Origin of the sequence: Aquabacterium sp. A7-Y (assembly GCF_026153205.1) — a bacterium.
GTDB lineage: Bacteria > Pseudomonadota > Gammaproteobacteria > Burkholderiales > Burkholderiaceae_C > Caldimonas.
Map to the genome: position 1 here is coordinate 31878 of NZ_JAPFBW010000012.1, position 21246 is coordinate 53123.

Consider the following 21246-nt stretch of genomic DNA (forward strand, 5'->3'; position numbering starts at 1 on the left):
TACAGACAGGACAAAGGGCCGCACGCGGCCCTTGTTCATGGCGGCCCGGGACGCGCTTACTGATCCAGCACGTCTGCGCCGGCCGGCGGGGTGAACTTGAAGGTGTCCGGCCCCATCGCCGCATTCGCCTCCACGCGGGTGAAGCTCAGCAAGGACTTCTGCCCGAAGCTGTCGAGGATCTCGACCGCCGCCAGGTCCTTGCCCTTGAAGCCGACCTTGACCGACTGGAACTGGCTGTCCTTCTGCTTGGGCACCGCCTCGGCCCATTGCAGGCCGTCCTGGTCGGGCAGCGCCTTGAGGTCGAAGTCCTTCTCCAGCGCGCCGCCGGCCAGCAAGGCCGCCGGCGTGGCGCCCAGTGCCTGGTTCATCGGACGCATGCTGACCTGGTTGAGATCGGGATCGTAGAGCCAGACCTTGCGGCCATCGGCGACGATGAGCTGCTCGAAGGGCTTGGCGTATTCGAAGCGGAAGCGGCCCGGCCGCAGGAATTCGAAGCTGCCCTTGGAGCTGCGCTTCTTGGCCCCGTCGGGCGAGGTCACGGTCTGGGTGAAGTAGGCGCGGCCGCTCTTGACCTCCTGCACGAAACCCTTCAGGGTATCGACCGCATCGGCCCAGGCCGGGAGCGTGGCGCCCAGCAGCGCCGCCAACAGCAGTTTTTTCATTCGTCTCGGTTGGGAACGACGATGTCCCGGTTCCCGTTGGTGGACATGCTCGATACGAGCCCGGACTTTTCCATTTGTTCCAGCAGGCGCGCGGCCCGGTTGTAACCGATGCGCAGGTGCCGCTGCACCAGCGAGATCGAGGCCCGGCGATGCTGCAGCACCACCTGCACGGCCTGGTCGTACATCGGGTCGGCTTCGCCCTCGGCCCCCCCAGCGCCGCCCGCGCCGCCCTCACCCGCCGGGCCGCCCTCGCCGTCGAGCGTGCCCCCCTCGAGAATGCCCTCGATGTAGTTGGGCTCGCCCTGGCTCTTCAGGTACTCGACCACGCGGTGCACCTCGTCGTCACTGACGAAGGCGCCGTGGACGCGGATCGGCAGGCCGGTGCCAGGCGCCATGTAGAGCATGTCACCCTGCCCCAGCAGCGCCTCGGCCCCCATCTGGTCGAGGATGGTGCGCGAGTCGATCTTGCTGGAGACCTGGAAAGCGATGCGGGTCGGAATGTTGGCCTTGATCAAGCCGGTGATCACGTCCACGCTGGGGCGCTGGGTCGCCAGGATCAGGTGGATGCCGGCCGCCCGCGCCTTCTGCGCCAGGCGGGCGATCAACTCCTCGATCTTCTTGCCGACCACCATCATCAGGTCGGCCAGTTCGTCGATCACCACCACGATGTGCGGCAGCCGGTCGAGCGGCTCGGGCTCCTCGGGCGTCAGGCTGAAGGGGTTGCTGATCTTCTCGCCGCGTTCGGTCGCCTCGGCGATCTTCTTGTTGTAGCCGGCCAGGTTGCGCACGCCCAGCTTGCTCATCAGCTTGTAGCGGCGCTCCATCTCGCCGACACACCAGTTCAGCGCATTGCCGGCCTGCTTCATGTCGGTGACCACCGGCGCCAGCAGATGGGGGATGCCCTCGTACATCGCCATCTCGAGCATCTTGGGGTCGATCATGATGAGGCGCACGTCGCGCGCCTCGGCCTTGTAGAGCAGCGACAGGATCATCGCGTTGATCCCGACCGACTTGCCCGAGCCGGTGGTACCCGCCACCAGCACGTGCGGCATCTTGGCCAGGTCGGCCACCACCGGATGGCCGACGATGTCCTTGCCCAGGCCCATCGTCAGCATGGACTGCGCGTCGTTGTAGATCTGCGAGCCCAGGATCTCGGCCAGCCGGATGCTCTGCCGCTTCGCATTCGGCAGTTCCAGCGCCATCAGGTTCTTGCCGGGGATGGTCTCGACCACCCGGATGCTCACCAGGCTCAGCGAGCGCGCCAGGTCCTTGGCCAGGTTGACGATCTGCGACCCCTTCACCCCGGTGGCCGGCTCGATCTCGTAGCGGGTGATCACCGGGCCCGGCGAGGCCGCCACCACCCGCACCTCGACGCCGAAGTCCTTCAGTTTCTTCTCGATCATGCGGGAGGTCATCTCCAGCGTCTCTGGGGTGACCGTGGTCTCCAGCTTGGCCGGCGCCGCGTCGAGCAGGTCGACCTGCGGCAGCTTGGTGTCGTTCAGCTCCTTGAAAAGCGGCTTCTGGCGCTCCTTGACGACACGCTCGGACTTGGGCACCTCGACGACGGCCGGCTCGATCAGGATGGGCGGGTGGTCTTCGATCACGTGGCGCTCGACCTCGACCACCTTGGCACGCTCCTTGATTGCCTTCTCGCCCAGGCGCAGGTCTTCCTTGATCTCGCGGCGCGCCTCGCGCTTGACACGCCAGCCGTCGATGCGCGCGCCCAGGCCCTCGGCCGCACGGACCCAGGAAAAGCGCAGTGCCATCGAGACGCCGGCGACCAGCAGCGCGATCCACCAGACGCCGGAGCCGGCAAAACCCAGCAGCTTCATGCTGGCCGGGCCCAGCACGTCACCCAACACGCCGCCGGCGTGGCCGGGCAGGTGGGGCTCCAGGTGGTACAGCCGGGTCCATTCGAGGCTGCAGCTGGCGCACAACAGCGCCACCACCCCGACCCAGAACAGCCACAGGGGCGGCGCCGCCGGGTCGGTCGCCGGTGCCCCGTCGGGCCGCAGCAGGCGGGCCAGCGAGCCCAGCCAGGCACGGCTGGCGATCAGGACCAGCCACCAGGACGAAAAGCCGAACAGGAAATACAGCAGGTCCGAGACCCAGGCGCCGAGCACGCCAGCGGCGTTGTGCACACCGCTGCCGTCGCCGGTGGTGGACCAGGCGGCGTCGGCCGGCGAGTGGCTGAGCATTGCGATCAGCAGCAGGATGAGGCCCAGCGCGCCGAGGAAGACGCTCAGCTGGACGCGCCACTTCGGCGGCGCGGCGGGCTCGGGCGCCGCCGCTTTCGCCTTGGGCGTGCGGGTGTAGGCCGCGGAGCTGCCGCGGCCCGAGGACGGCGCCGGAGCCGGTACCGGGGCGGGCGCCGCGGCCTGGCCGGGATCGCCGCCAAGGGAGCCAAGAGGAAATGCCATGCGCGGATTGTGAATCAAGCGCGTGGCGTACAAACGACAGAAGCCCGCGGCCGCAACAAGTCCAAACGATTCGGGCGTCCCGGACCGGGCGGGCCGACCGGCCTCAGCCGACCTGCAGACGCTCCTTGATGATGACCGAGCCATCCGGCTGGGTCTCGACGTACTGACGCTCCTCCAGGTCCTTCATCACGCGGCTGACCATCTCGCGCGAAGCGCCGACGATCTTGGCCAGGTCCTGACGGGAGACCTTGTTGCGGATCAGGAGCGAGCCCCCGCTTTCCTCGGCCATGTCCAGCAGCGTGCGGGCGACGCGGCCGTAGACGTCCAGCAGCGCGAGCGACTCGATCTGGCGATCGGCGGCGCGCAGGCGCGACACCAGGCCGCGCATGATGGCGTAGGACAGGCTGGAGTTTTCGGGCAGGCAGCGCGCGAACTCGGTGCGGCCCAGCACCAGCACGTCGGTCTGCACCTCGGCGCGCACGGTGGCGGAGTGGGGCTCGTTGTCGATCAGGCTCATCTCGCCAACGTAGTCGCCCGGATGCAGCATCGCGAGGATGACCTCCCGGCCCCGGGCATCGGCCGTCAGCACGCGGGCGCGGCCGGTCAGCAGGATGAACAGGGCATTGGACTTGCGCCCCTGCTCGACGATGATCTCCCCGCGCCGGTAGCGGCGTTTCACGACGCCTTCGGCCACCGCTTCGGCCTGGGTACTGGTCAACATCGAAAACAAGGGTACGCGTCGAATCAGGTCCAGGTTAGAGAGCATCGCCATACATCACCTTCTGCGTTGTTTCGTCCTGCGGTCGCGCAAAACCCGTGTCCTGCGCCGGTCGGCGGGGTTTCCTACAATCCCCGCTTGTGATGGCGCCCGAGGGCCCCATCTGCCGGCAGTGTCACACCTTCCTGCACGCCGTGAGATATCTCACAGCTGGACTCTAACCGAAGCAGCGGCTTCGCAGCAGGGGGAATACCACCCGAGCAACGACTCCACTCCGCCTCACCGAAGCGTCACGCCATGAGCCTTACCGCCAAACATGCCAAAGTCCTGATCCTCGGTTCCGGCCCTGCCGGCTACACCGCCGCCGTCTATGCCGCTCGGGCCAACCTGAAGCCGATGCTGATCACCGGCATGGCGCAGGGCGGGCAGCTGATGACGACCACCGATGTCGACAACTGGCCGGCCGACGTGCAGGGCGTGATGGGCCCGGACCTGATGCAGCGTTTCCAGCAGCACGCCGAACGCTTCAACACCGAGATTGTTTTCGACCACATCAACGAGGTGAGCCTCACCGATCGGCCCTTCCGGCTCAAGGGCGACGCCGGTGAATACACCTGCGACGCCCTCGTGATCGCGACCGGCGCCTCCGCCAAGTACCTGGGCCTGCCCTCCGAGGAGGCCTTCATGGGCCGCGGGGTCAGCGGTTGCGCCACCTGCGATGGCTTCTTCTACCGCGACCAGGACGTCTGCGTGGTGGGCGGGGGCAATACGGCGGTGGAAGAGGCGCTCTACCTGTCCAACATCGCTCGCAAGGTCACGCTGATCCACCGCCGCGACAAGTTCCGCGCCGAACCCATCCTGGTCGACAAGCTCCAGGAGAAAGTGGCCGCCGGCAAGATGGAGCTGAAGCTGTTCGCCACCCTGGACGAGGTGCTGGGCGACGCCTCGGGCGTGACCGGCGTGCGCATCAAGGACGTCAACGACGGCAGCACCGAGGACATCGCCCTCAAGGGCTGCTTCATCGCGATCGGCCACCAGCCCAACACCGACATCTTCAAGGGCCAGCTGGAGATGAAGGACGGCTACATCCTGACCCGCTCGGGCCTCAACGGCTTCGCGACGATGACCAGCATCCCGGGCGTGTTCGCCGCCGGCGACGTGCAGGACCATGTCTACCGCCAGGCCATCACCAGCGCCGGCACCGGCTGCATGGCGGCACTGGACGCGCAGCGTTTCCTCGAGCAGGACGGCCAAGTCTGAGATACTGCGGGCCGGCCGGAGGCCCGCACAGTCAGCCTCCGGTCGAATCGTGAGCGGCTTCTCGCAGGCCGCCACGTTTTCTGGCTATAATCGCCGTCTTTGCCGATACCGGCTTTGCCTCTATTTGTGCCGCAAACAGCTCTTGTTTGCGAAGCAAGCCAGGGACGCGAAGCCTTCGAAGGGCGTCCACCAAGCGGCCTGGTTCGCATCCCCCCGAGGGAGACCTCGAAGGATAACGGGCCGCCTGCTCTAGGCGTCAGATCTGAACCGAGATTGAAACGGAGAAGCGTCATGGCACGCGTCTGTCAAGTTACGGGCAAGCGCCCGATGGTGGGCAACAATGTGTCCCACGCCAACAACAAAACGAAGCGCCGCTTCCTGCCTAACCTGCAGTACCGCCGCTTCTGGGTCGAGAGCGAAAACCGCTGGGTGCGCCTGCGCGTCAGCAACGCCGCTCTGCGCCTGATCGACAAGGTCGGCATCGAGCAGGTCGTCGCCGACCTGCGCGCCAAGGGCGAGCTCTGATCGCCAACGCTTAAGGAGCACACACCATGGCCAAGACCGCTCGCGAAAAGATCAAGCTGGAGTCGACCGCAGGTACCGGTCACTTCTATACGACCACCAAGAACAAAAAGACGACGCCCGAGAAGATGGAGATCATGAAGTTCGATCCCAAGGCTCGCAAGCACGTCGCCTACAAGGAAGTGAAGCTGAAGTAATTCGGCTCCTGCCTTGCAGGTCCACCCGCCCGGCTCCGGCCCGGCGGGTTTTTTGTTGGTTGTCTCGGCCCGGTCAGGCCCTTGCGAAGGCCTGTCTTGTCCGGCTGCGGGCCCGGCGACCCGCGCCATCGCGGGGCTCGCCATCAGCCCCCACCGTCCCCGCATCGCCCTGCCCCTGCCCCCCGGGCGCGGCCACCAACAGACGGAAAAAAAGCGCCTCCGAGGAGGCGCTTTTGTCGGGAGGCGAGGCCCCGGATCAGGCGTGGGCGGCGCGCAGCTTCAGCGCGAAGTCCTGCAGCGCGGCGATGCCGCTTTCTTCGGCCTTCTTGCACCAGGCCTGCAGATCGGCCACCAGTTGCTCGGCGGAGACATTGGTGCGGGTCCAGAGCTGACGCAGTTCCTCGCGCATCGCGACCAGCTTCGCCAGGGCAGGCGACTGTGCGCACGCGCTCGCGACATGCTGCTTCACGTCCGACGGGATACGGTCCTCGTCGCGGTGCAGCCAGCGCTTGGCCAGGCGCAGTTCCTTCCACTTGGCGCTGTTCTTGGCGCCGTTGGCTTTGAGGTGCTGCAGTTCGGCGGCGCAGGCGCGCTTGAGCTCGCGCCCGTACTTGGCCATGACTTCGTAACGGTTGGCGATGATGGCTTCCAGGGTGTGGGCATCGGCCACCGGCTTGACCTGGCCCAGCTTGAGCATGGGCGGGGTCTTGCGGACCTTGGCCAGGCCCAGCATCTCCATCGCGCGGATATAGCCCCAGCCGATGTCGAACTCGTACTTCTTGACCGACAGCTTGGCGGAGGTCGGGTAGGTGTGGTGGTTGTTGTGCAACTCCTCGCCGCCGATGATGATGCCCCAGGGCGAGATGTTGGTCGACGCGTCAGCGGCCTCGAAGTTGCGGTAGCCCCACCAGTGGCCGAGGCCGTTGATGATGCCGGCGGCGGTGATCGGGATCCACAGCATCTGGACCGCCCAGACCGTCGCACCGACGGCACCGAACAGCAGCAGGTCGATGATCAGCATCAGGCCCACGCCCTGCCAGGTGAAGCGGCTGTAGACGTTGCGTTCGACCCAGTCGTCCGGCGTGTTGTGGCCGAACTTGGCCAGCGTTTCCTGGTTCTTGGACTCGGCGCGATAGAGCTCGCTGCCGGTCAGCAGCACCGTCTTGATGCCGCGCGTCTGCGGGCTGTGCGGATCGTCGTGGGTTTCGCACTTGGCGTGGTGCTTGCGGTGGATCGCGACCCACTCCTTGGTCACCATGCCGGTGGTCATCCAGAGCCAGAGGCGGAAGAAATGCTGCACCGCGGGGTGCAGGTCCACCGAGCGGTGGGCTTGCGAACGGTGCAGGAAGATCGTGACCGCCGCGATCGTGATGTGAGTGGCCACCAGGACGAAGGCAAGGATCTGCCACCAGGCGGCCTGGAGCACGCCGTTGGCGAGCCAGTCGACCAGACCATCCCACACGACAAGAATTTCTGACATCTAAGAGCCTTTCTGAACGCTCGCCGATTGTAGGGGACCGGGTTCTGCGGATTCCCCGGAAAAAATCGGGTTAATCCGTGACTTCCCGTGCTTTTGACCGGAATCAACAAGCACCCATGACCGGCCAGCCAGCTCTTGGAGCAAACCCGGTCAGCGACGTTCCCAAACGGCGGCAAAAAAACCGTCCGTCGCATGCCGATGCGGCCACAGGCGCAGGTGGTCCCCCTGGACAAGCAATTCCGGTGCCTCCACCTTGGCATGCTCGAGGATGCCGGCCACGGGCACCGGCGTGTAGTCCCGCCCGGCCTCCGAGGTGAACTGCTCGGCGATACGCTCGTTTTCCTCGGCCAGCACGCTGCAGGTGGCGTAGACCAGCCGGCCGCCCGGCTTGAGCAGGCGCGCGGCGCTCTGCAGGATGGCCAGTTGCTTGCCGACCAGTTCCTCGACCGCCTTGGGCGACTGGCGCCACTTGAGGTCGGGGTTGCGCCTCAGGGTGCCGAGGCCGGAACACGGCGCGTCGACCAGCACCCGATCGATCTTGCCCGCCAGGCGCTTGATGCGCTCGTCGCGCTCGTGAGCGATCTGGGCCGGGTAGACATTGGACAGGCCGCTGCGCGCGAGGCGCGGCTTGAGGTTGTCGAGCCGGTGGCCCGAGACGTCGAAGGCATAGAGCCGCCCGGTGTTGCGCATCGCCGCGCCCAGCGCGAGCGTCTTGCCGCCCGCGCCGGCGCAGAAGTCCACCACCATCTCGCCGCGCCGCGGCTCGGTCAGCAGCGCCAACAGCTGGCTGCCCTCGTCCTGCACCTCGACCTCGCCGCGGGTGAAGACATCGAGCTTGTTGAGCGCCGGCTTGCCGGCGATGCGCAGGCCCCAGGGCGAGTGTGGCGTCGGCTGCGCTTCGATGCCCTCCTGCTGCAGCGCCTCGACGACGGCTTCGCGCCGGGACTTCAGCAGGTTGACGCGCAAGTCCAGCGGCGCCGGCTGGTTGAGGCTGTCGACCAGCGGCCAGAACTCCTCGCCCAGGGTCGCCTTCAGCGGCGTCGCGATCCAGTCCGGCAGGTTGTGGCGCAGCTTTTCCGGCAGGCTGGCCGGGTCGATCGCCTTGACCTCGCTGAGCCACTGCTGTTCGTGCGGGCCCAGGGCGCTGCGCAGGAAACTGTCGCTGCCCTGCCAACCGAGGATGGCGAGCCGGCGTTCCAGCGCGCCCGAACCCGACTGCGCGAAGTGCTGCAGCAGCAGGCGCTGGCGCACCACCGCATAGGCGGTCTCGGCCAGGGTGTGGCGCTCCCGGGGCCCCAGCTGGCGGTGCTGACGGAAAAAGGCGGAGACGACGCTGTCGGCCGGGGCGTCGAACTTGAGGATGGCGCGCACCAGGTCGGTGGCGAGATCGAGCAGGGCATTCGGATGCATGACCGGGATTATCCCCGCCCCCCATCCGGAACCACGCCGACCGTGGTCGACTCAGCCGACCACCAGCTGCGCCTCGCCGCCCCGGTGCACGATGACGCCGTCGCGGCTGTCGAGCGCGTCGCTGACGATCCAGCGCACCGCCATCGGGTAGATGCGGTGCTCCTGCACCAGCACGCGCTGCGACAGCGTGGCCTCGGCGTCGCCCGGCAGCACCGGCACCGCCGCCTGCACGACGATGGGGCCGTGGTCGAGCTCGGCCGTGACGTAGTGCACGGTCGCCCCCGCCAGCTTGCAGCCCAGCTCGATCGCACGGCGGTGGGTGTGCAGGCCCGGGAAGGCCGGCAGCAGCGAGGGATGGATGTTGATCATGCGTCCGGCGTAGTGCTCGACGAAGCCGGGCGTGAGGATACGCATGAAGCCGGCCAGCACCACCAGGTCCGGCGCATGGGCGTCGATGGCCCGCGCCAGCTCGGCGTCGAAGGCCTCGCGCGAGGTGTGCTGCTTGTGATCGACCACAGCCGTCGCGATGCCGTGCGCCGCGGCGAACTCCAGCCCCTTGGCCTCGGGCCGGTTGCTGACGACGGCCGCGATGCGCGCCGGCCACTGCTCGGCGGCGCAGGCCTTGACGATGGCTTCCATGTTGGAGCCGCGGCCGGAAATCAGGATCACGATGCGTTTCATGGGGCGGCAGTGTAGCGGGCGGGGTGAGGCTGCCGCCAACGGGAAAGCGCTCGGGCCGCCACCTACAATGCGCGTTCCCCCTAAGCTGACCCCTTGCTGAGCTTCTCATGACCGAACGTGTACTCACCGGCATCACCACCACCGGCACCCCGCACCTCGGCAACTACGTCGGCGCGATCCGACCGGCCATCGCCGCCAGCCGGGCGCCCGGCGTCGAGAGCTTCTTTTTCCTGGCCGACTACCACGCGCTGATCAAGTGCGACGACCCGGCCCGCATCGAGCGCTCGCGCCTGGAGATCGCCGCCACCTGGCTGGCCGCCGGGCTGGACGCCGAGCGCGTGACCTTCTACCGCCAGAGCGACGTTCCCGAGATCACCGAGCTGACCTGGCTGCTGACCTGCGTCACCGCCAAGGGCCAGATGAACCGGGCCCATGCCTACAAGGCTGCCGCCGACGCCAACGCCGCGACCGGCGAGGACCTCGACGCCGGCATCACGATGGGCCTGTACTCCTACCCCATCCTGATGGCTGCCGACATCCTGATGTTCAACGCCCACCGCGTGCCGGTTGGCCGCGACCAGGTGCAGCACATCGAGATGGCGCGCGACGTCGGCCAGCGCTTCAACCACCTGTTCGGCCAGGGCCGCGAGCTGTTCGTGCTGCCCCAGGCCGAGATCGAGGAGGACGTCGCGACCTTGCCCGGGCTGGACGGCCGCAAGATGTCCAAGAGCTACGACAACACCATCCCGCTGTTCGAGGGCGGCGCGAAGGGCCTGAAGGAGGCCATCGCCCGGGTGGTCACCGACTCGCGCCTGCCCGGCGAGCCGAAGGACCCCGAGAACGCCCACCTGGTCACCCTCCACGACGCCTTCGCCAGCCCGGAGCAGCGCGCCGCCTTCCACGCCGATTTGCGGGCCGGCCTCTCGTGGGGCGAAGCCAAGCAGCGCACCGTCGAGCTGATCGAGGGCCATATCGGCCCGATGCGCGCCCGCTATGCCGAGCTGATGGCCCATCCCGAGCGCATCGAAGCGGTGCTCCACGCCGGCGCCCGCAAGGCGCGCGCGGTGGCGACGCCTTTCCTGACCGAGTTGCGTTACGCCGTGGGACTGCGGCCGATGACGGCGGTCGCGGCGCCGGCCGCCGCCGTGGCGGCGACCCGCCCTGCCCTGCCGGTCTTCAAGCAGTACCGCGAGGCCGACGGCCGCTTCTACTTCAAGCTCAGCGCCGCCGACGGTCGCGTGCTGTTGCAGAGCCAGGGCCTGGGCGAAGGCCGCGAGGCCGGCGCCTGGGTCAAGCGGCTCAAGACCGAAGGCCCGGCAGCCCTGGCCGCTGCGCCGGTGCAACTCGGCGAGGGCGTCGCCGCCCCCGAGGTCGAGGCCGCGCTGGCCGCGCTGCTGGCGGCGGCACAAGCGTAACGCCGGCGTCGAGCGGGCATCGGAGCAGCCTATGGCCGGCATCCATATCACCGACATCGAAGCCGCCATCAACTGGTGGCGCGAGCGCCGCCCCTCGCCCGACGGCATCTCGCTGGGCCCGGAGCTGCGCGCGCTGGCCGAGGTGTATGCGCTGATGGTGTACTACCACGAGCAGGAATGCGACGAGCACACCATGCCGCCGGTCGCCAAGCAAGCCTGGCTGGACTGGTACGACAGCATGCCCGACACGCCCTGCATCGCGATCTGCTCCACCAGCCAGGGCGACGAGGTCTGCAAGGGCTGCGGGCGCGATTTCGGCGAGGTGCAGTTCTGGCCCGAGATGAGCCCGGCCGAGAAGCGCGCCACCTGGCGCCGCATCACCCTGCAGGGCAGTGCCTGGCGCTTCAACCGTTATGCGGAGCGCGCCCGCGAGGACAAGCAGACCTCCGAGCCGGGCGCTTGAGGTGCCTCAGCCTGCCCCGGCCGGCAGCTCGAGGACAAAACAGCTGCCGCCGCCCTCGCGCGCCTCGCAGCGCACCGCCCCGCCGTGGCGCTGGGCGATCTGGCGCACCAGGCTCAGCCCCAGGCCGACACCGCCGGCATGCTCGGCATGACCCGGCATGCGGTAGAAGGCCTCGAAGATCCGTTCGCGCTGATCCTCCGGCACGCCGGGGCCCCGATCGCAGACACGGATCACGGCGTGGCCGCCGTCGAGCTCCACCATCACCTCCGGCGGCTCGCTGCCGCCGTAGCGCCGGGCGTTCTCCAGCAGGTTGCGCAGCGCGCGGCGCAGCAGCCGCTCGTCGCCCAGGACCGCCACCTCGCGGCCGCTCACCTGGGCCTGGACATGCGCCCCCTCCTCGGCCGCCAGGCCGAGCAGGTCGACCAGCTCCTGCGGGTCCAGGCGGGGCGTCGCGTCTAGCCGGCTGGCCAGCAGCACCTCCTCGACCAAGGCGTCGAGTTCGCGGATGTTGTGCTCGATCTCCTGCTTCAGCCCGGCACGGCCTTCCGACGAGGCCGACTCCATCAGCGAGACCGCCATCTTCAGCCGCGCCAGCGGCGAACGCAGCTCATGCGAAGCATTGGCCAGCAGCGACTGGTGCGAGCGCACCAGGGCCTCGATGCGGTCGGCTGCCTGGTTGAAGCTGCTCGCCACGGCGGCAACCTCGTCGCGCCCCTGGACCTCGACGCGGTGGCTGAGCTGCCCGGCACCGAAACGCTCCACGCCGCCCTTCAAGGCCTCCAGTTGGCGCGTCAGCCGACGCACCACCGGCCAGGCGCCCGCCGACACCGCGACGAACAGCAGCACCAGCCCGACCACCAGCCCGCCGCCACTCAGAAAGGGCGGCGGCTGCAGCGTGCGGTCCAGCGCACGCCGGCCGCTCGCCGCCTCGCGCCCCGGCTCGCCCGGCACGCCGGCGCCGGCGCTGCTGCGGGGGCCGCGGTTGGCGCGCAGCACCAGGACCGTGCGGCCGTCGCTGAGCGGGATGCGGAAGCGCCGCCGTGGCCCTTCCTTCTCCACCCGGGTGTAGGACTCGGAGGTGGCGATGCGCTCGCCGTCGGCGCCGTCGAGCGCGAGCGGCAGGCGCAGGCGCTCAGCCCATTCCAGCAGCGCGGCGCGCTGCTCGGCGGCCGGCGCTTCGGGAGGCGGGAGGTTGTTCTGCGCGAGTTCGCCCCAGGCCACCATGCGGTCGGACCAGACCGCCTGCTCCTGTTGGCGCTCGTGCTCGATGTTGCGTTGGAACAGCCAGCCGGCCACCAGCGCGAACAGCAGCAGCACGGCCACCACCGTCAGGTAGATGCGGAGATACAGGCTTTTCATCAGTCGGGCTCGCCGTCCTGCTTCTTGGCGAACACGTAGCCGGCGCCGCGGATCGTGAGGATGCGGCGCGGATTTTTCGGGTCGTCCTCGATGGCCGCGCGGATGCGCGAGATGTGCACGTCGATCGAGCGGTCGAAGGCTTCCAGCGCATGGCCCTTCAAGGCGTCCATGATCTGGTCGCGCGAGAGCACGCGGCCGGGCTGCTGGGCCAGCACCGCGAGCATCTGGAACTGATAGCTGGTCAGCTCGCATTCGCGGCTGTCCAGCCGCGCAACGCGGGCGCCCAGGTCGATCTCCAGCCGGCCGAAACGTTTCACCTCGGCGTCGTCGTCGGCCGCTGGCGCGCCGCTGCTGCGGCGCAGCAGGGCGCGCACGCGGGCCAGCAGCTCGCGCGGCTCGAACGGTTTGGGCAGGTAGTCATCGGCGCCCAGCTCCAGACCGACCACGCGGTCCATCGGCTCGCCGCGGGCGGTCAGCATCAGCACCGGCAGCGCCCGGGTGCGCGCCTGCGCGCGCAGCTGGCGGCACAAGTCCAGGCCATCGCCGTCGGGCAGCATCAGGTCGAGCAGCACGGCATCGAAGCCGTGGTCGCGTGGCTCCAGCCGGTCGCGCCCCGCCTTCAGGGTGGACGCGGTTTCGACCAGGAAACCGGCCTGGCGCAGGTAGTCACCCACCATGCCGGTGAGGCGGGTGTCGTCGTCGATGAGCAGGAGTCGGGCGGACATGGCGGCGCGTCAAAACGAAGGAGCAAGGGCGGCCAAGCATAGCGCCACCGGCGCGGCCTCGCGGCGGTGGCGCTGCAGCGGCGGTGGAGGCCGGGCCTCGTCACGCTGCTGCGCTGACGGCGACCGTCACTGCTGGGGCTGCTGGGGCTGCTGCGGCTGGCCCGGCTGAGCGACGCGGCCGGCGTGGCGCTCCTTCCAGCGCTCGGCCCGCTGCTTCATGCGCTCGGCCAGCTGGGCGCGCTGCTCGGGCGTCAGCACGCGGCTGACCTCGATCATGGCCAGGCTGATGCGGCGCGACACCTGGTCCGCGTGGGCCATCTGCTGCTGGCGCAGCGCCTCGACGGCGTTAGCGTCCACGGTGGGCTGGGCGAACAGCTGCAGCGACTGCTGGCGCAGCGCCCGGCCGGCTTCACGCTGGGTCTTCAGGTCGGCCGCCGCGGCCAGCGCGATCTGCTTGACCTGGGCGCGCTGCGCGTCGGTGGCGTTGAGGTCCTTGAGCAGGCGGTCGACCATGCGCTCGACCCGCTCGGGGCTGCCCATGAAGGCGCCCGGCATGCCGATAGCGCCGCCACCGTGGTGCCCATGGCCGTGGGCCAGCACCGGCACGGCGGCTGCGGCGGCCAGGCCCAGCACCAGGCCCATGGCGAGGCCCTTGAACGAGCGGCGGCGGACAGCGGCGGAAGCGGGGGTCTTGAGTTCGGTCACGATGCACTCCTTGGAGGATTCGGGCACGGCGCCCATGAAGCTATGCTCGCGGCCGCAGGTAAAGCGACCGTGCTGCCCCCGTAAAGTTGTGTGAAGCGTCGCGGCCCTGCCCTCAACCGGCGAGGACGCCGTTTTTCGCGGCCACCAGCTGCGCCGCGATGGAGACCGCGATCTCGGGCGGCGTCTTGCTGCCGATGTGGATCCCCACCGGGCCGTGCAGGCGCGCCAGCTCCTCGGCCGTCAGCCCGAAGTGGGCCGCGAGCCGCTCGCGGCGCACCGCGTTGTTGCGTCGCGAGCCCAGCGCGCCGACGTAAAACGCGGCAGAGCGCAAGGCCTCCATCAGCGCGAGGTCGTCGAGTTTGGGGTCGTGCGTGAGGGCCACCACCGCGGTGCGCGGGTCGGGCCTCAGCTCGGTCACCAGGTCGTCCGGCATGTCATGGCTGAGCCGCACGCCCTCCAGCGTCCAGCCGTCGCGGTATTCCTCGCGCGGATCGCAGACCACCACCTCGAAGTCCAGGCCCAGCGCGATCTGGCACAGGAAACGCGAGAGCTGGCCGGCGCCGATCACCAGCAGGCGAAAGCGCGGGCCATGCACGGTGGTCAGCACCTCGCCGTCGAATTCGAGGCCCGCGGAGCGCTCGGCCGGGCGCAGTTCCGCCTGGCCTGTCGCCAGCTCCAGCCGCCGCGCCACCAAGCGACGTTCACGCGCGGCCTGCAGCAATGCTTCCACGCTGCTGCCCTCGTGCAGCGGCTCGCACACCAGTTGCAAGGTGCCGCCGCAAGGCAGCCCGAAACGGCGCGCCTCTTCGGAGGAGATGCCGTAGCTCAGCACGTCCGGCCGCTGGCCGGTGATGCCCTGGGACTGCACACGCGCGATCAGGTCGTCCTCGATGCAGCCGCCCGAGACCGAGCCGCACACCCGGCCGTCGCTGCGCAGCGCGAGCATCGCGCCTGCGGGACGCGGCGAGGAGCCCCAGGTGCGCACCACCGTCACCAGCAACACCGACCGGCCCTGGGCGCGCCAGGCGGCCGCCTGCGTCAGCACTTCGAGATCGACGCTGTCCATGCGAGCGGAAAACTCCCCGGATCAGTAGGCCTGCGCCGGACGCGGCGCACCGGCCAGCGACGCGGGCGACGCTTCGCTGTGGGCCGCCACACCGGTCGACCCCACGTCGAAGTCCAGCCAGACCGCAAAGCCGCGGCCCTCCAGGCCCTCGCCCACCTGCACGCGGGTACCGTGCAGCTGCGCAATGCGCGCCACCAGCGACAGGCCGATGCCGCTGCCCCGGCCGCCCGCCCCCGGCACCCGGTAGAAGCGGTCGAAGATGCGCTCGTGCTCCTCGGGCGGCACACCGGGACCGTTGTCGGCCACCATCAGCCGCACGTACTGCCGCCCACCGTCGTCCCTGCCGCGGCACGACACCACGCAGCGGCCGCCGGCCGGCGTATAGCGCAAGGCATTGTCGATCAGGTTGCGCAGCAGGATGCCCAGGGCGTCGACATGTCCCTTGACCGTGCACGGCTCGACGTCGAGCGCGATGCGCTGCTGCTTCTGGCCGGCCACCACCTCGAAGTCGCGCGCGATCAGCTCGATGGTCTCGTACAGCGGCACCGCCTCGCCCTGGCGGGCCTGCGAGGCGTCGAGCCGGGCCAGGTCGAGCAGTTGCTCCGACAGGCGGGCGCTGCGCTCCACGCCCGCAACCAGCCTGAGCAGGGCCGGCTTGGCGTCCTGGGGCCGCTCCGCCGAGGCCGCGAGCTGGGCATGCGCCAGCAGCGCGGCCAGCGGCGTGCGCAGCTCGTGCGCGGCATCGGCGATGAAGCGCTTTTCCGACTGCAGCGCGCTGTCGAGCTGGCCCAGCAGGTGGTTGAAGGACTGCACCAGCGGCTGGACCTCCCTCGGCAGGCGGTGCGTCGGCAGCGGGTTCAGGTCAAGCGGCGAGCGGCGGCTCAGGGCCCGCTGCACCGCGGCCACCGGGCGGAAGGACCAGTGCACGACGCCCCAGATCGAGCCCTTGAGCAGCAGCAGCACCAGCAGTGCAGTCGACAGGCTCAGCTTGGTCCAGCGCTCCAGGTCGGCGATCAGCAGCACCTTGGGTTTGCCGACCTGGACCTGCAAGGTGCCGGTGACGTCCGAGATCGCATAGACGCGCCAGGTCTGGCCCTTGACCGTGATCTCGGCAAAACCGTCGACGAAGTCGGGCTTGATCGGCGTGTCGGGGGCGCCGGGCGACTGCAGCGCCACGCTCTGCTTGTTGCGCCAGGCCTGGAAGCTGACCTTGTCGCCCTGGTAGCCCTCGGGCGTCGCAACCTGGAAACGCTCCTTGCTCAGCGGTTTGCTGCCGGCGTCGGCCGGCAGGGTCAGCAGGATCTGGGTCGCGATGTCGGCCAGCATCGCGTCCCACTGGCCGGTCTGGTGGCGGCCCATCTGGACCACCTGGCAGCCGATCCAGACGGTCCAGATCAGCGCCATCGTCGACAGCAGCACCACCAGCAGCCGCACCTTCAGGGATTTCATGCACGCTCCTCGCCGATGCGGTAGCCGAAGCCGTGCACGGTGACGATCAGCTCCTCGCCGAGCTTGCGGCGCAGCTGGTGGATATAGACGGCGATGGTGTTGCTCTCGATGCTGCTGCTGCCGCCGTAGACGGCGTCCTGGAGCTGGTCGCGCGTGACCACCCAGCCGCGCTTTTCCATCAAGGCCAGCAGGGTGCGGTACTCGTGCACGCTCAGCGAGACCGGCTCGCCGCCGCGGGTCACGGCCCGGCGTGCGGGGTCGATACTGACCCCGCCATGGCTGATCAGGGGCGAGACCCGGCCCTGGCTGCGACGCACCACCGCGCGCACGCGCGCGCCGAGCTCGTCGAGCTGGAAGGGCTTGACGACATAGTCGTCGGCGCCGGCGTCGAGGCCGTGGATGCGGTCGCTGAGCTGGTCGCGGGCGGTGATGATCAGCACCGGCGTCGGGTCGTAGCGCGCCCGCATGCCTTGCAGCACGGCCAGCCCCGAGCCGCCCGGCAGGCCGAGGTCGAGCAGCACCGCCTGGTAGGCGTGATCGCTCAGCGCAAGCCGTGCCGCCGGGGCGTCGGGGGCGCGGTCGACGCTCCAGCCGGCCCGTTCCAGGCCGTCGCGGACCGCCTCGGCGAGCATGTCGTCGTCCTCCACCAGCAGCAGGTGCATCGTTTCACCTCAAAAGGATGTGCGGCCGAAGTGTGACCGGGTGGCATTAAAGACTTCTTAACCGGCGCTTCACAGAATGACCGCGTCGAGAAGGAGAACCCCGATGCCGCCCCTGCCCCGCCTGCCGGCCCTGCACCAGGCCCCGGCGCCGCCCCTGCGACTGTACCGCCTGTTGCCCGGCGAGCCGGTACCCGAGCGGCTGCGGCCGGACTGGGAGTTCGGTGTCGACCAGCTGCTAAGCAGCTGCGGCGACGCCGAGAGCGTGCTGTGGGAGGCCGCCAGGGGCCAGGTGCTGGAGCGCCGGTACGGCCTGGTGGAGGCCGGCGGCGCAGGGCGGCCGGTCTCGCTGACGGTGATCCGCACCCTGCTCGACGAGGCGGGCCGGCCGCTGGCCTGGTGGCAGCGCTCGATCGCGCGGCCCGACGCCGGTCCCATCGTGATGCCGTCGTCGGGTGCCGCGCACCGCTCGATCTACTGCGTCGAGGCCGAGGACGCGCCGCTCTGGGCGACCGTGCAACAGCTGTGCTGCACCCGCTTCGCCAGCGAACACGACGGCCCGGCACCCGCGGCCGGCCTGTTCGCGCCGCGCTCGCCGGGGCCGGGCTTTTCGGTGGCTGCCGCGTCGGCTTGAGCGGCCCGGCACCGCAGGCCACGCCGGAAGGAAGCGCCAGCGGCGCCCCGGCCAGGCCGCGGGCGTCGGCCACGAGCCGGCGGCGCCCCCCGGACAGGGGACAGCGCCGGCCGCCGCGCCACGGCAGAATCCGCCGTTTGTTCTCCTGCCTGCCCATGGGCCCGCTGCACCCTCCCCCGCTTGCGTTTTTCGAGCTCACCACCGTGTCCGGCGAGACGGTGGTCACGCCACTGGCCTTCCCGGAGATGGCCTGGCTGGGCAGCAGTGCGCAGGCGATGGCGCGCAGGATGGCGCGCGCGGTGCAGTCGGAATGGCTGGATGAGGGCCGCTATCTGGAGGCGGTACAGCTCGCCGATCCACCGGTCTTCGAGCGGCGCGAGATCGAGGTCGAGTTCCCCGCCGGCCCGGACCCGCTGCTGCAGCCCGCCCGGCGTTCCCGCCATGTCGCTTTCCTGTCGACGGCCACGGCCGGCACCCGCTGCCTCGCGTGCGTGCCGGCGCTCGGCATCGTCGCGCTGGCCGAGGCCGAGCGGCTGGGTGAAGCCGTGGTCGAAGCGATCCGGCTGGAACACCGCCGCAACGGCCGCCAGGCCGAGGTGCGGCGCCAGGTGGCGGCGGCGTGGTTCGAGCAGATCGAGCTGAAACAGCTGCCGCTGGAACTCATTTTCCACAGCGCGGAAGGCCTGCGCCGGCTGCAGGAGCTGCGCGCCGAGCCGCTGCTGGACGTGGTTTCCGACGAGATGCACGTGGCAGCGCGCCCCGCCAGCGGCCTGGCGGACGTGCTGGACACCCTGGTAGGTGCGGCGGAAGGGCCGTTTGCGCGCAGCGTCCTGGTGGTCGGTGCCGAAGGCTGCGGCAAGACCGCGCTGATCCACCAGTACGTGCGCGAGCGTCGCCGACGTGGCCTCGCCGCGCCGCGTGAAACCAGCGCCGCGCGACTCATCCAGGGACTCACCCGGGACGGCGGCTGGCAGCACGCGCTGGCCGTGCTGTGCCACGAGCTGGCCGAGCGCGATGTGGTGCTGTATGTCGGCCACCTCACCGAGTTGTTCGAGGTCGGGCAGTACCAGGGCAATGCGGTCAGCCTCGGAGAGGCCCTGCGCGAGCCGCTGGCGCGCGGCCGCCTGATGCTGCTGGCCGAGGCCACGGCGTCCGAGCTGGCACGTGTCGAGCTGCGCAGTCCCGGCTTCGCGGCGCTGTTTCAGACGGTGCCGCTGCCGGAGCGCTCGGACGACAAGCAGGAGTCCATCATCCTGGAGGCGGTCGCGGCCCTGGCTGCCGAACACCGCGTGAGCGTCTCGCGCGACGCGGTGGCGGAGCTGGTCGCGCTGCAGCGCCGCTTCTCGCCCTACTCCGGATTCCCCGGCAAGAGCATCCGCTTTTTCGAGGAACTCATCCTGCAGGCGCGAGGACAGGCTGCGACGCTGGGCCGCGACGAAACGCTGGAGGCCTTCTGCGCCGAGACCGGCATGCCGCGGCACATGCTCGATGCACGGCTGCGGCTCGACTTCGCGGCGGTGGACGACTTTTTCCGTCGACGCCTGTTCGGCCAGAGCGCGGCGCTCGACGTGGTCACCGGGCTGCTGGCCGCGACGAAGACCGGACTCGCGCGCACCGGCAAGCCCATCGCGTCGCTGCTGCTGATCGGGCCGACCGGGGTCGGCAAGACCGAAACCGCCAAGGCGCTGGCGGAATTCATGTTCGGCGATCCGCGCCGCATGATCCGCATCGACATGAGCGAGTACGCCGATCCCGCCGCCGTGCTGCGGCTGCTCGGCGACCTGGGCGGCGACGAAGGCGTGCTGATCGGCGCGGTGCGCCGGCAGCCGTTCTCGGTGGTGTTGTTCGACGAACTGGAGAAGGCCGACCCCAGCTTCTTCGACCTGCTGCTGCAGGTCCTGGGCGAGGGCCGGCTGACCGGCGGCAACGGCCTGACGGCCAACTTCTGCGGCTGTTTTGTGGTGATGACCTCCAACCTCGGCGCCGAGGTCATGCAGCGTGCGCCCCTGGGGCTGGCCGCGCGGCGCGAGGACCCCCGGCGGCATTTCGAGCAGGCCGTGCAGCAGGCCTTTCGCCCCGAGCTGTTCAACCGCATCGACCACATCGTGCCCTTTGCCGCCCTGACGGCGTCGGAGCGGGCGCCGATCTTCGCGCGCGAGCTGGAGCTGATGCGCCGGCGCGAAGGCCTGCTCGAACGCAAGCTCGAACTCGACATCGCGGACGACGTGGCGGACCGGTTGGCAGCCCTGCCCGGCGACCCGCGTTACGGCGCGCGCGACGTGCAGCGCGTGCTGCGCCAGCGGCTGCTGATGCCGCTCGCGCATGCCCTGGCGCCACATGCCTATGTCACGCCGCTGGCGGTCCACCTGCAGGGTGGCGACGCGGGCTCGCTGACGGTGCGCAGCGAGCCCTTGCAGCGGCCCGTGGACACCGGCCCGCTGCTCGTGGCCGACGCGCTGGCCGATGCCCGGCGCCACTGGCAGCGGGTGACCGAGGGACCGCTGTTCGTCAATCTGGTGAACCAGGTGTTCCGCCTCGACAAGGAGCGGCAGCGCCACGAAAAGAAGCGCCGCCGCTCCTCGCACCTGCCGCACTGGGACGCCACCGGAGACGCCGCCCGGGAACGCGAGTTGGCCGCGGTGCAGCAGACCGCCCAGGGCCTGTTCGCGGAGATCCTCGAACTCGAAGGCCAGGCCTTGCTCGCCCTGGTCGGAGCCTCCGAGGCGCCGCCCGACCTGGCAAGCTGGCGGCGCCGGTTTTCGGAGTTCAAGCAGCGCGCCTTTCACGCCATGCGGCCGAGCAGCGCGCGCTGCTCGGTGGGGCTGTATGCATCGCCGCGCCTGACGCCGATGTTGTACGAGGCGTGGTGCGAACTGGCCAGCCTTGCCGGCTTCGAGCTCAGGAGCCAGGTGGTCCGCCTCGTCGAGGATCCCAAACGGGGACCCGGCGCGCGCGAGGCTGCGTCCCCCGCCGACGAGGCCGAGTCGGGCAGCGCAGCGCCCTCTTCCAGCGTCTACCGGAAACTTCCCTGGCCGCAGAAAGAGCGACTGCAGGGCACCCTCGTCGGCTACGAGATCGAGCTCACCGGTCCCGCGGTGTTCGACTACTTCCGGCATGAGAGCGGCCTGTGGCGGATCTGGGAGGACGACCGCAAGACCGACGCCTGGGTGTCGGTGCACAACCTGCCCCTCGCCGAGTTCAAGACGCCGCACAACGTCCACCGCCAGCATTTTTTCGACGGCCAGGCGGTGCGCCGCCAGCTCAAGCAGGCTGTGCTGCTCGACCCCTCGGCCGACTGGCGCTGCGAGTTTCCCGACCCGCTCGCCTGGAAGCGGGTGCTCGACCAGCAGTTCGACCAGCTGATGGACCGCATGCTGCTCGGGGAGGAGGAAGCATGAGGCTGCCCCAAAGCATGCGGGAC

At 69.7% G+C, this 21246-nt stretch carries 19 protein-coding genes; 7 read left to right on the top strand and 12 right to left on the bottom strand.

Features of this window, described 5'->3' with window-relative positions; all coding sequences use genetic code 11:
• Nucleotides 1–56: 56 nt before the first annotated feature.
• The 3 genes from lolA to OOT46_RS12640 form a co-directional block, all read right to left on the bottom strand.
• Nucleotides 57–662, bottom strand: coding sequence for an outer membrane lipoprotein chaperone LolA (lolA, locus tag OOT46_RS12630; protein ID WP_265403966.1), 606 nt, complete (start codon nt 660–662; stop codon nt 57–59).
• Nucleotides 659–3082 (bottom strand): DNA translocase FtsK, encoded by a 2424-nt coding sequence (locus tag OOT46_RS12635; protein WP_265403967.1) that lies wholly within the window; start codon nt 3080–3082, stop codon nt 659–661. Before OOT46_RS12635 ends, lolA begins: the two co-directional genes overlap by 4 nt.
• 103 nt (nt 3083–3185) lie before the next feature.
• Nucleotides 3186–3854, bottom strand: coding sequence for a Crp/Fnr family transcriptional regulator (locus OOT46_RS12640; RefSeq protein ID WP_265403968.1), 669 nt, complete (start codon nt 3852–3854; stop codon nt 3186–3188).
• A 243-nt stretch (nt 3855–4097) separates the two neighbouring features.
• Between OOT46_RS12640 and trxB the strand changes: the two genes are divergently transcribed.
• The 3 genes from trxB (at nt 4098) to rpmG (ending at nt 5779) form a co-directional block, all read left to right on the top strand.
• Nucleotides 4098–5060 carry a thioredoxin-disulfide reductase gene (gene trxB / locus OOT46_RS12645; RefSeq protein WP_265403969.1) on the top strand — a complete coding sequence of 321 codons (963 nt, stop codon included), beginning with the start codon at nt 4098–4100 and terminating at the stop codon, nt 5058–5060.
• A 291-nt stretch (nt 5061–5351) separates the two neighbouring features.
• Nucleotides 5352–5585, top strand: a complete 234-nt coding sequence (gene rpmB / locus OOT46_RS12650; protein WP_265403970.1) for a 50S ribosomal protein L28 — start codon at nt 5352–5354, stop codon at nt 5583–5585.
• A 26-nt stretch (nt 5586–5611) separates the two neighbouring features.
• Nucleotides 5612–5779: a 50S ribosomal protein L33 gene (gene rpmG / locus OOT46_RS12655; RefSeq protein ID WP_047194013.1), complete on the top strand. Its 168-nt coding sequence runs from the start codon at nt 5612–5614 to the stop codon at nt 5777–5779.
• A gap of 256 nt (nt 5780–6035) precedes the next feature.
• On the opposite strand, the gene OOT46_RS12660 is transcribed toward rpmG, so the two are convergent.
• From OOT46_RS12660 to purN, 3 genes are all read right to left on the bottom strand, one after another.
• On the bottom strand, nt 6036–7259 hold the full coding sequence (locus OOT46_RS12660; RefSeq protein WP_265403971.1) for an acyl-CoA desaturase: 1224 nt from the start codon (nt 7257–7259) through the stop codon (nt 6036–6038).
• A gap of 150 nt (nt 7260–7409) precedes the next feature.
• The gene (locus OOT46_RS12665) at nt 7410–8669 is read right to left on the bottom strand and encodes an RsmB/NOP family class I SAM-dependent RNA methyltransferase (RefSeq protein ID WP_265403972.1); all 1260 of its coding nucleotides are present in this window, start codon (nt 8667–8669) and stop codon (nt 7410–7412) included.
• 51 nt (nt 8670–8720) lie between these two features.
• A complete protein-coding gene (gene purN, locus OOT46_RS12670) occupies nt 8721–9350 on the bottom strand; it encodes a phosphoribosylglycinamide formyltransferase (protein WP_265403973.1) in 630 nt (209 codons plus the stop codon).
• 107 nt (nt 9351–9457) lie between these two features.
• Here purN and OOT46_RS12675 point away from each other — a divergent pair, with 107 nt between their 5' ends.
• Nucleotides 9458–10765: a tryptophan--tRNA ligase gene (locus OOT46_RS12675; protein ID WP_265403974.1), complete on the top strand. Its 1308-nt coding sequence runs from the start codon at nt 9458–9460 to the stop codon at nt 10763–10765.
• A 31-nt stretch (nt 10766–10796) separates the two neighbouring features.
• Nucleotides 10797–11228, top strand: a complete 432-nt coding sequence (locus OOT46_RS12680) for a DUF3717 domain-containing protein (RefSeq protein ID WP_265403975.1) — start codon at nt 10797–10799, stop codon at nt 11226–11228.
• A gap of 6 nt (nt 11229–11234) precedes the next feature.
• Here the strand turns inward: OOT46_RS12680 and OOT46_RS12685 are convergent, their stop codons facing one another.
• From OOT46_RS12685 to OOT46_RS12710, 6 genes are all read right to left on the bottom strand, one after another.
• Nucleotides 11235–12587, bottom strand: a complete 1353-nt coding sequence (locus OOT46_RS12685; protein WP_265403976.1) for a sensor histidine kinase — start codon at nt 12585–12587, stop codon at nt 11235–11237.
• The gene (locus OOT46_RS12690; protein ID WP_265403977.1) at nt 12587–13312 is read right to left on the bottom strand and encodes a response regulator; all 726 of its coding nucleotides are present in this window, start codon (nt 13310–13312) and stop codon (nt 12587–12589) included. Before OOT46_RS12690 ends, OOT46_RS12685 begins: the two co-directional genes overlap by 1 nt.
• Before the next feature lie 126 nt (nt 13313–13438).
• Nucleotides 13439–14017, bottom strand: coding sequence for a Spy/CpxP family protein refolding chaperone (locus OOT46_RS12695; RefSeq protein WP_265403978.1), 579 nt, complete (start codon nt 14015–14017; stop codon nt 13439–13441).
• A 112-nt stretch (nt 14018–14129) separates the two neighbouring features.
• Entirely contained in the window at nt 14130–15083 is a 954-nt protein-coding gene (locus OOT46_RS12700; RefSeq protein WP_265403979.1) for an XdhC family protein, read from the bottom strand.
• 21 nt (nt 15084–15104) lie between these two features.
• Nucleotides 15105–16532 (bottom strand): ATP-binding protein, encoded by a 1428-nt coding sequence (locus OOT46_RS12705; protein ID WP_265403980.1) that lies wholly within the window; start codon nt 16530–16532, stop codon nt 15105–15107.
• Nucleotides 16529–17194 (bottom strand): response regulator transcription factor, encoded by a 666-nt coding sequence (locus OOT46_RS12710; RefSeq protein WP_265403981.1) that lies wholly within the window; start codon nt 17192–17194, stop codon nt 16529–16531. The genes OOT46_RS12705 and OOT46_RS12710 overlap by 4 nt, the downstream gene beginning before the upstream one ends.
• Nucleotides 17195–17297: 103 nt before the next feature.
• Here OOT46_RS12710 and OOT46_RS12715 point away from each other — a divergent pair, with 103 nt between their 5' ends.
• Both OOT46_RS12715 and OOT46_RS12720 read left to right on the top strand, forming a co-directional pair.
• Nucleotides 17298–17825: a hypothetical protein gene (locus tag OOT46_RS12715; RefSeq protein ID WP_265403982.1), complete on the top strand. Its 528-nt coding sequence runs from the start codon at nt 17298–17300 to the stop codon at nt 17823–17825.
• Between the two features lie 137 nt (nt 17826–17962).
• Nucleotides 17963–21223, top strand: coding sequence for an AAA family ATPase (locus OOT46_RS12720; RefSeq protein ID WP_265403983.1), 3261 nt, complete (start codon nt 17963–17965; stop codon nt 21221–21223).
• Nucleotides 21224–21246 lie beyond the last annotated feature (23 nt).

Coding starts and splice junctions, on each gene's coding strand:
- OOT46_RS12635 (WP_265403967.1), bottom strand. CDS start 3,082: ATGGCATTTCCTCTTGGCTCCCTTGGCGGCGATCCCGGCCAGGCCGCG.
- OOT46_RS12700 (WP_265403979.1), bottom strand. CDS start 15,083: ATGGACAGCGTCGATCTCGAAGTGCTGACGCAGGCGGCCGCCTGGCGC.
- OOT46_RS12685 (WP_265403976.1), bottom strand. CDS start 12,587: ATGAAAAGCCTGTATCTCCGCATCTACCTGACGGTGGTGGCCGTGCTG.
- purN (WP_265403973.1), bottom strand. CDS start 9,350: ATGAAACGCATCGTGATCCTGATTTCCGGCCGCGGCTCCAACATGGAA.
- OOT46_RS12710 (WP_265403981.1), bottom strand. CDS start 17,194: ATGCACCTGCTGCTGGTGGAGGACGACGACATGCTCGCCGAGGCGGTC.
- OOT46_RS12660 (WP_265403971.1), bottom strand. CDS start 7,259: ATGTCAGAAATTCTTGTCGTGTGGGATGGTCTGGTCGACTGGCTCGCC.
- rpmG (WP_047194013.1), top strand. CDS start 5,612: ATGGCCAAGACCGCTCGCGAAAAGATCAAGCTGGAGTCGACCGCAGGT.
- rpmB (WP_265403970.1), top strand. CDS start 5,352: ATGGCACGCGTCTGTCAAGTTACGGGCAAGCGCCCGATGGTGGGCAAC.
- OOT46_RS12665 (WP_265403972.1), bottom strand. CDS start 8,669: ATGCATCCGAATGCCCTGCTCGATCTCGCCACCGACCTGGTGCGCGCC.
- OOT46_RS12675 (WP_265403974.1), top strand. CDS start 9,458: ATGACCGAACGTGTACTCACCGGCATCACCACCACCGGCACCCCGCAC.
- OOT46_RS12715 (WP_265403982.1), top strand. CDS start 17,298: ATGCCGCCCCTGCCCCGCCTGCCGGCCCTGCACCAGGCCCCGGCGCCG.
- lolA (WP_265403966.1), bottom strand. CDS start 662: ATGAAAAAACTGCTGTTGGCGGCGCTGCTGGGCGCCACGCTCCCGGCC.
- OOT46_RS12680 (WP_265403975.1), top strand. CDS start 10,797: ATGGCCGGCATCCATATCACCGACATCGAAGCCGCCATCAACTGGTGG.
- OOT46_RS12690 (WP_265403977.1), bottom strand. CDS start 13,312: ATGTCCGCCCGACTCCTGCTCATCGACGACGACACCCGCCTCACCGGC.
- OOT46_RS12705 (WP_265403980.1), bottom strand. CDS start 16,532: ATGAAATCCCTGAAGGTGCGGCTGCTGGTGGTGCTGCTGTCGACGATG.
- trxB (WP_265403969.1), top strand. CDS start 4,098: ATGAGCCTTACCGCCAAACATGCCAAAGTCCTGATCCTCGGTTCCGGC.
- OOT46_RS12640 (WP_265403968.1), bottom strand. CDS start 3,854: ATGGCGATGCTCTCTAACCTGGACCTGATTCGACGCGTACCCTTGTTT.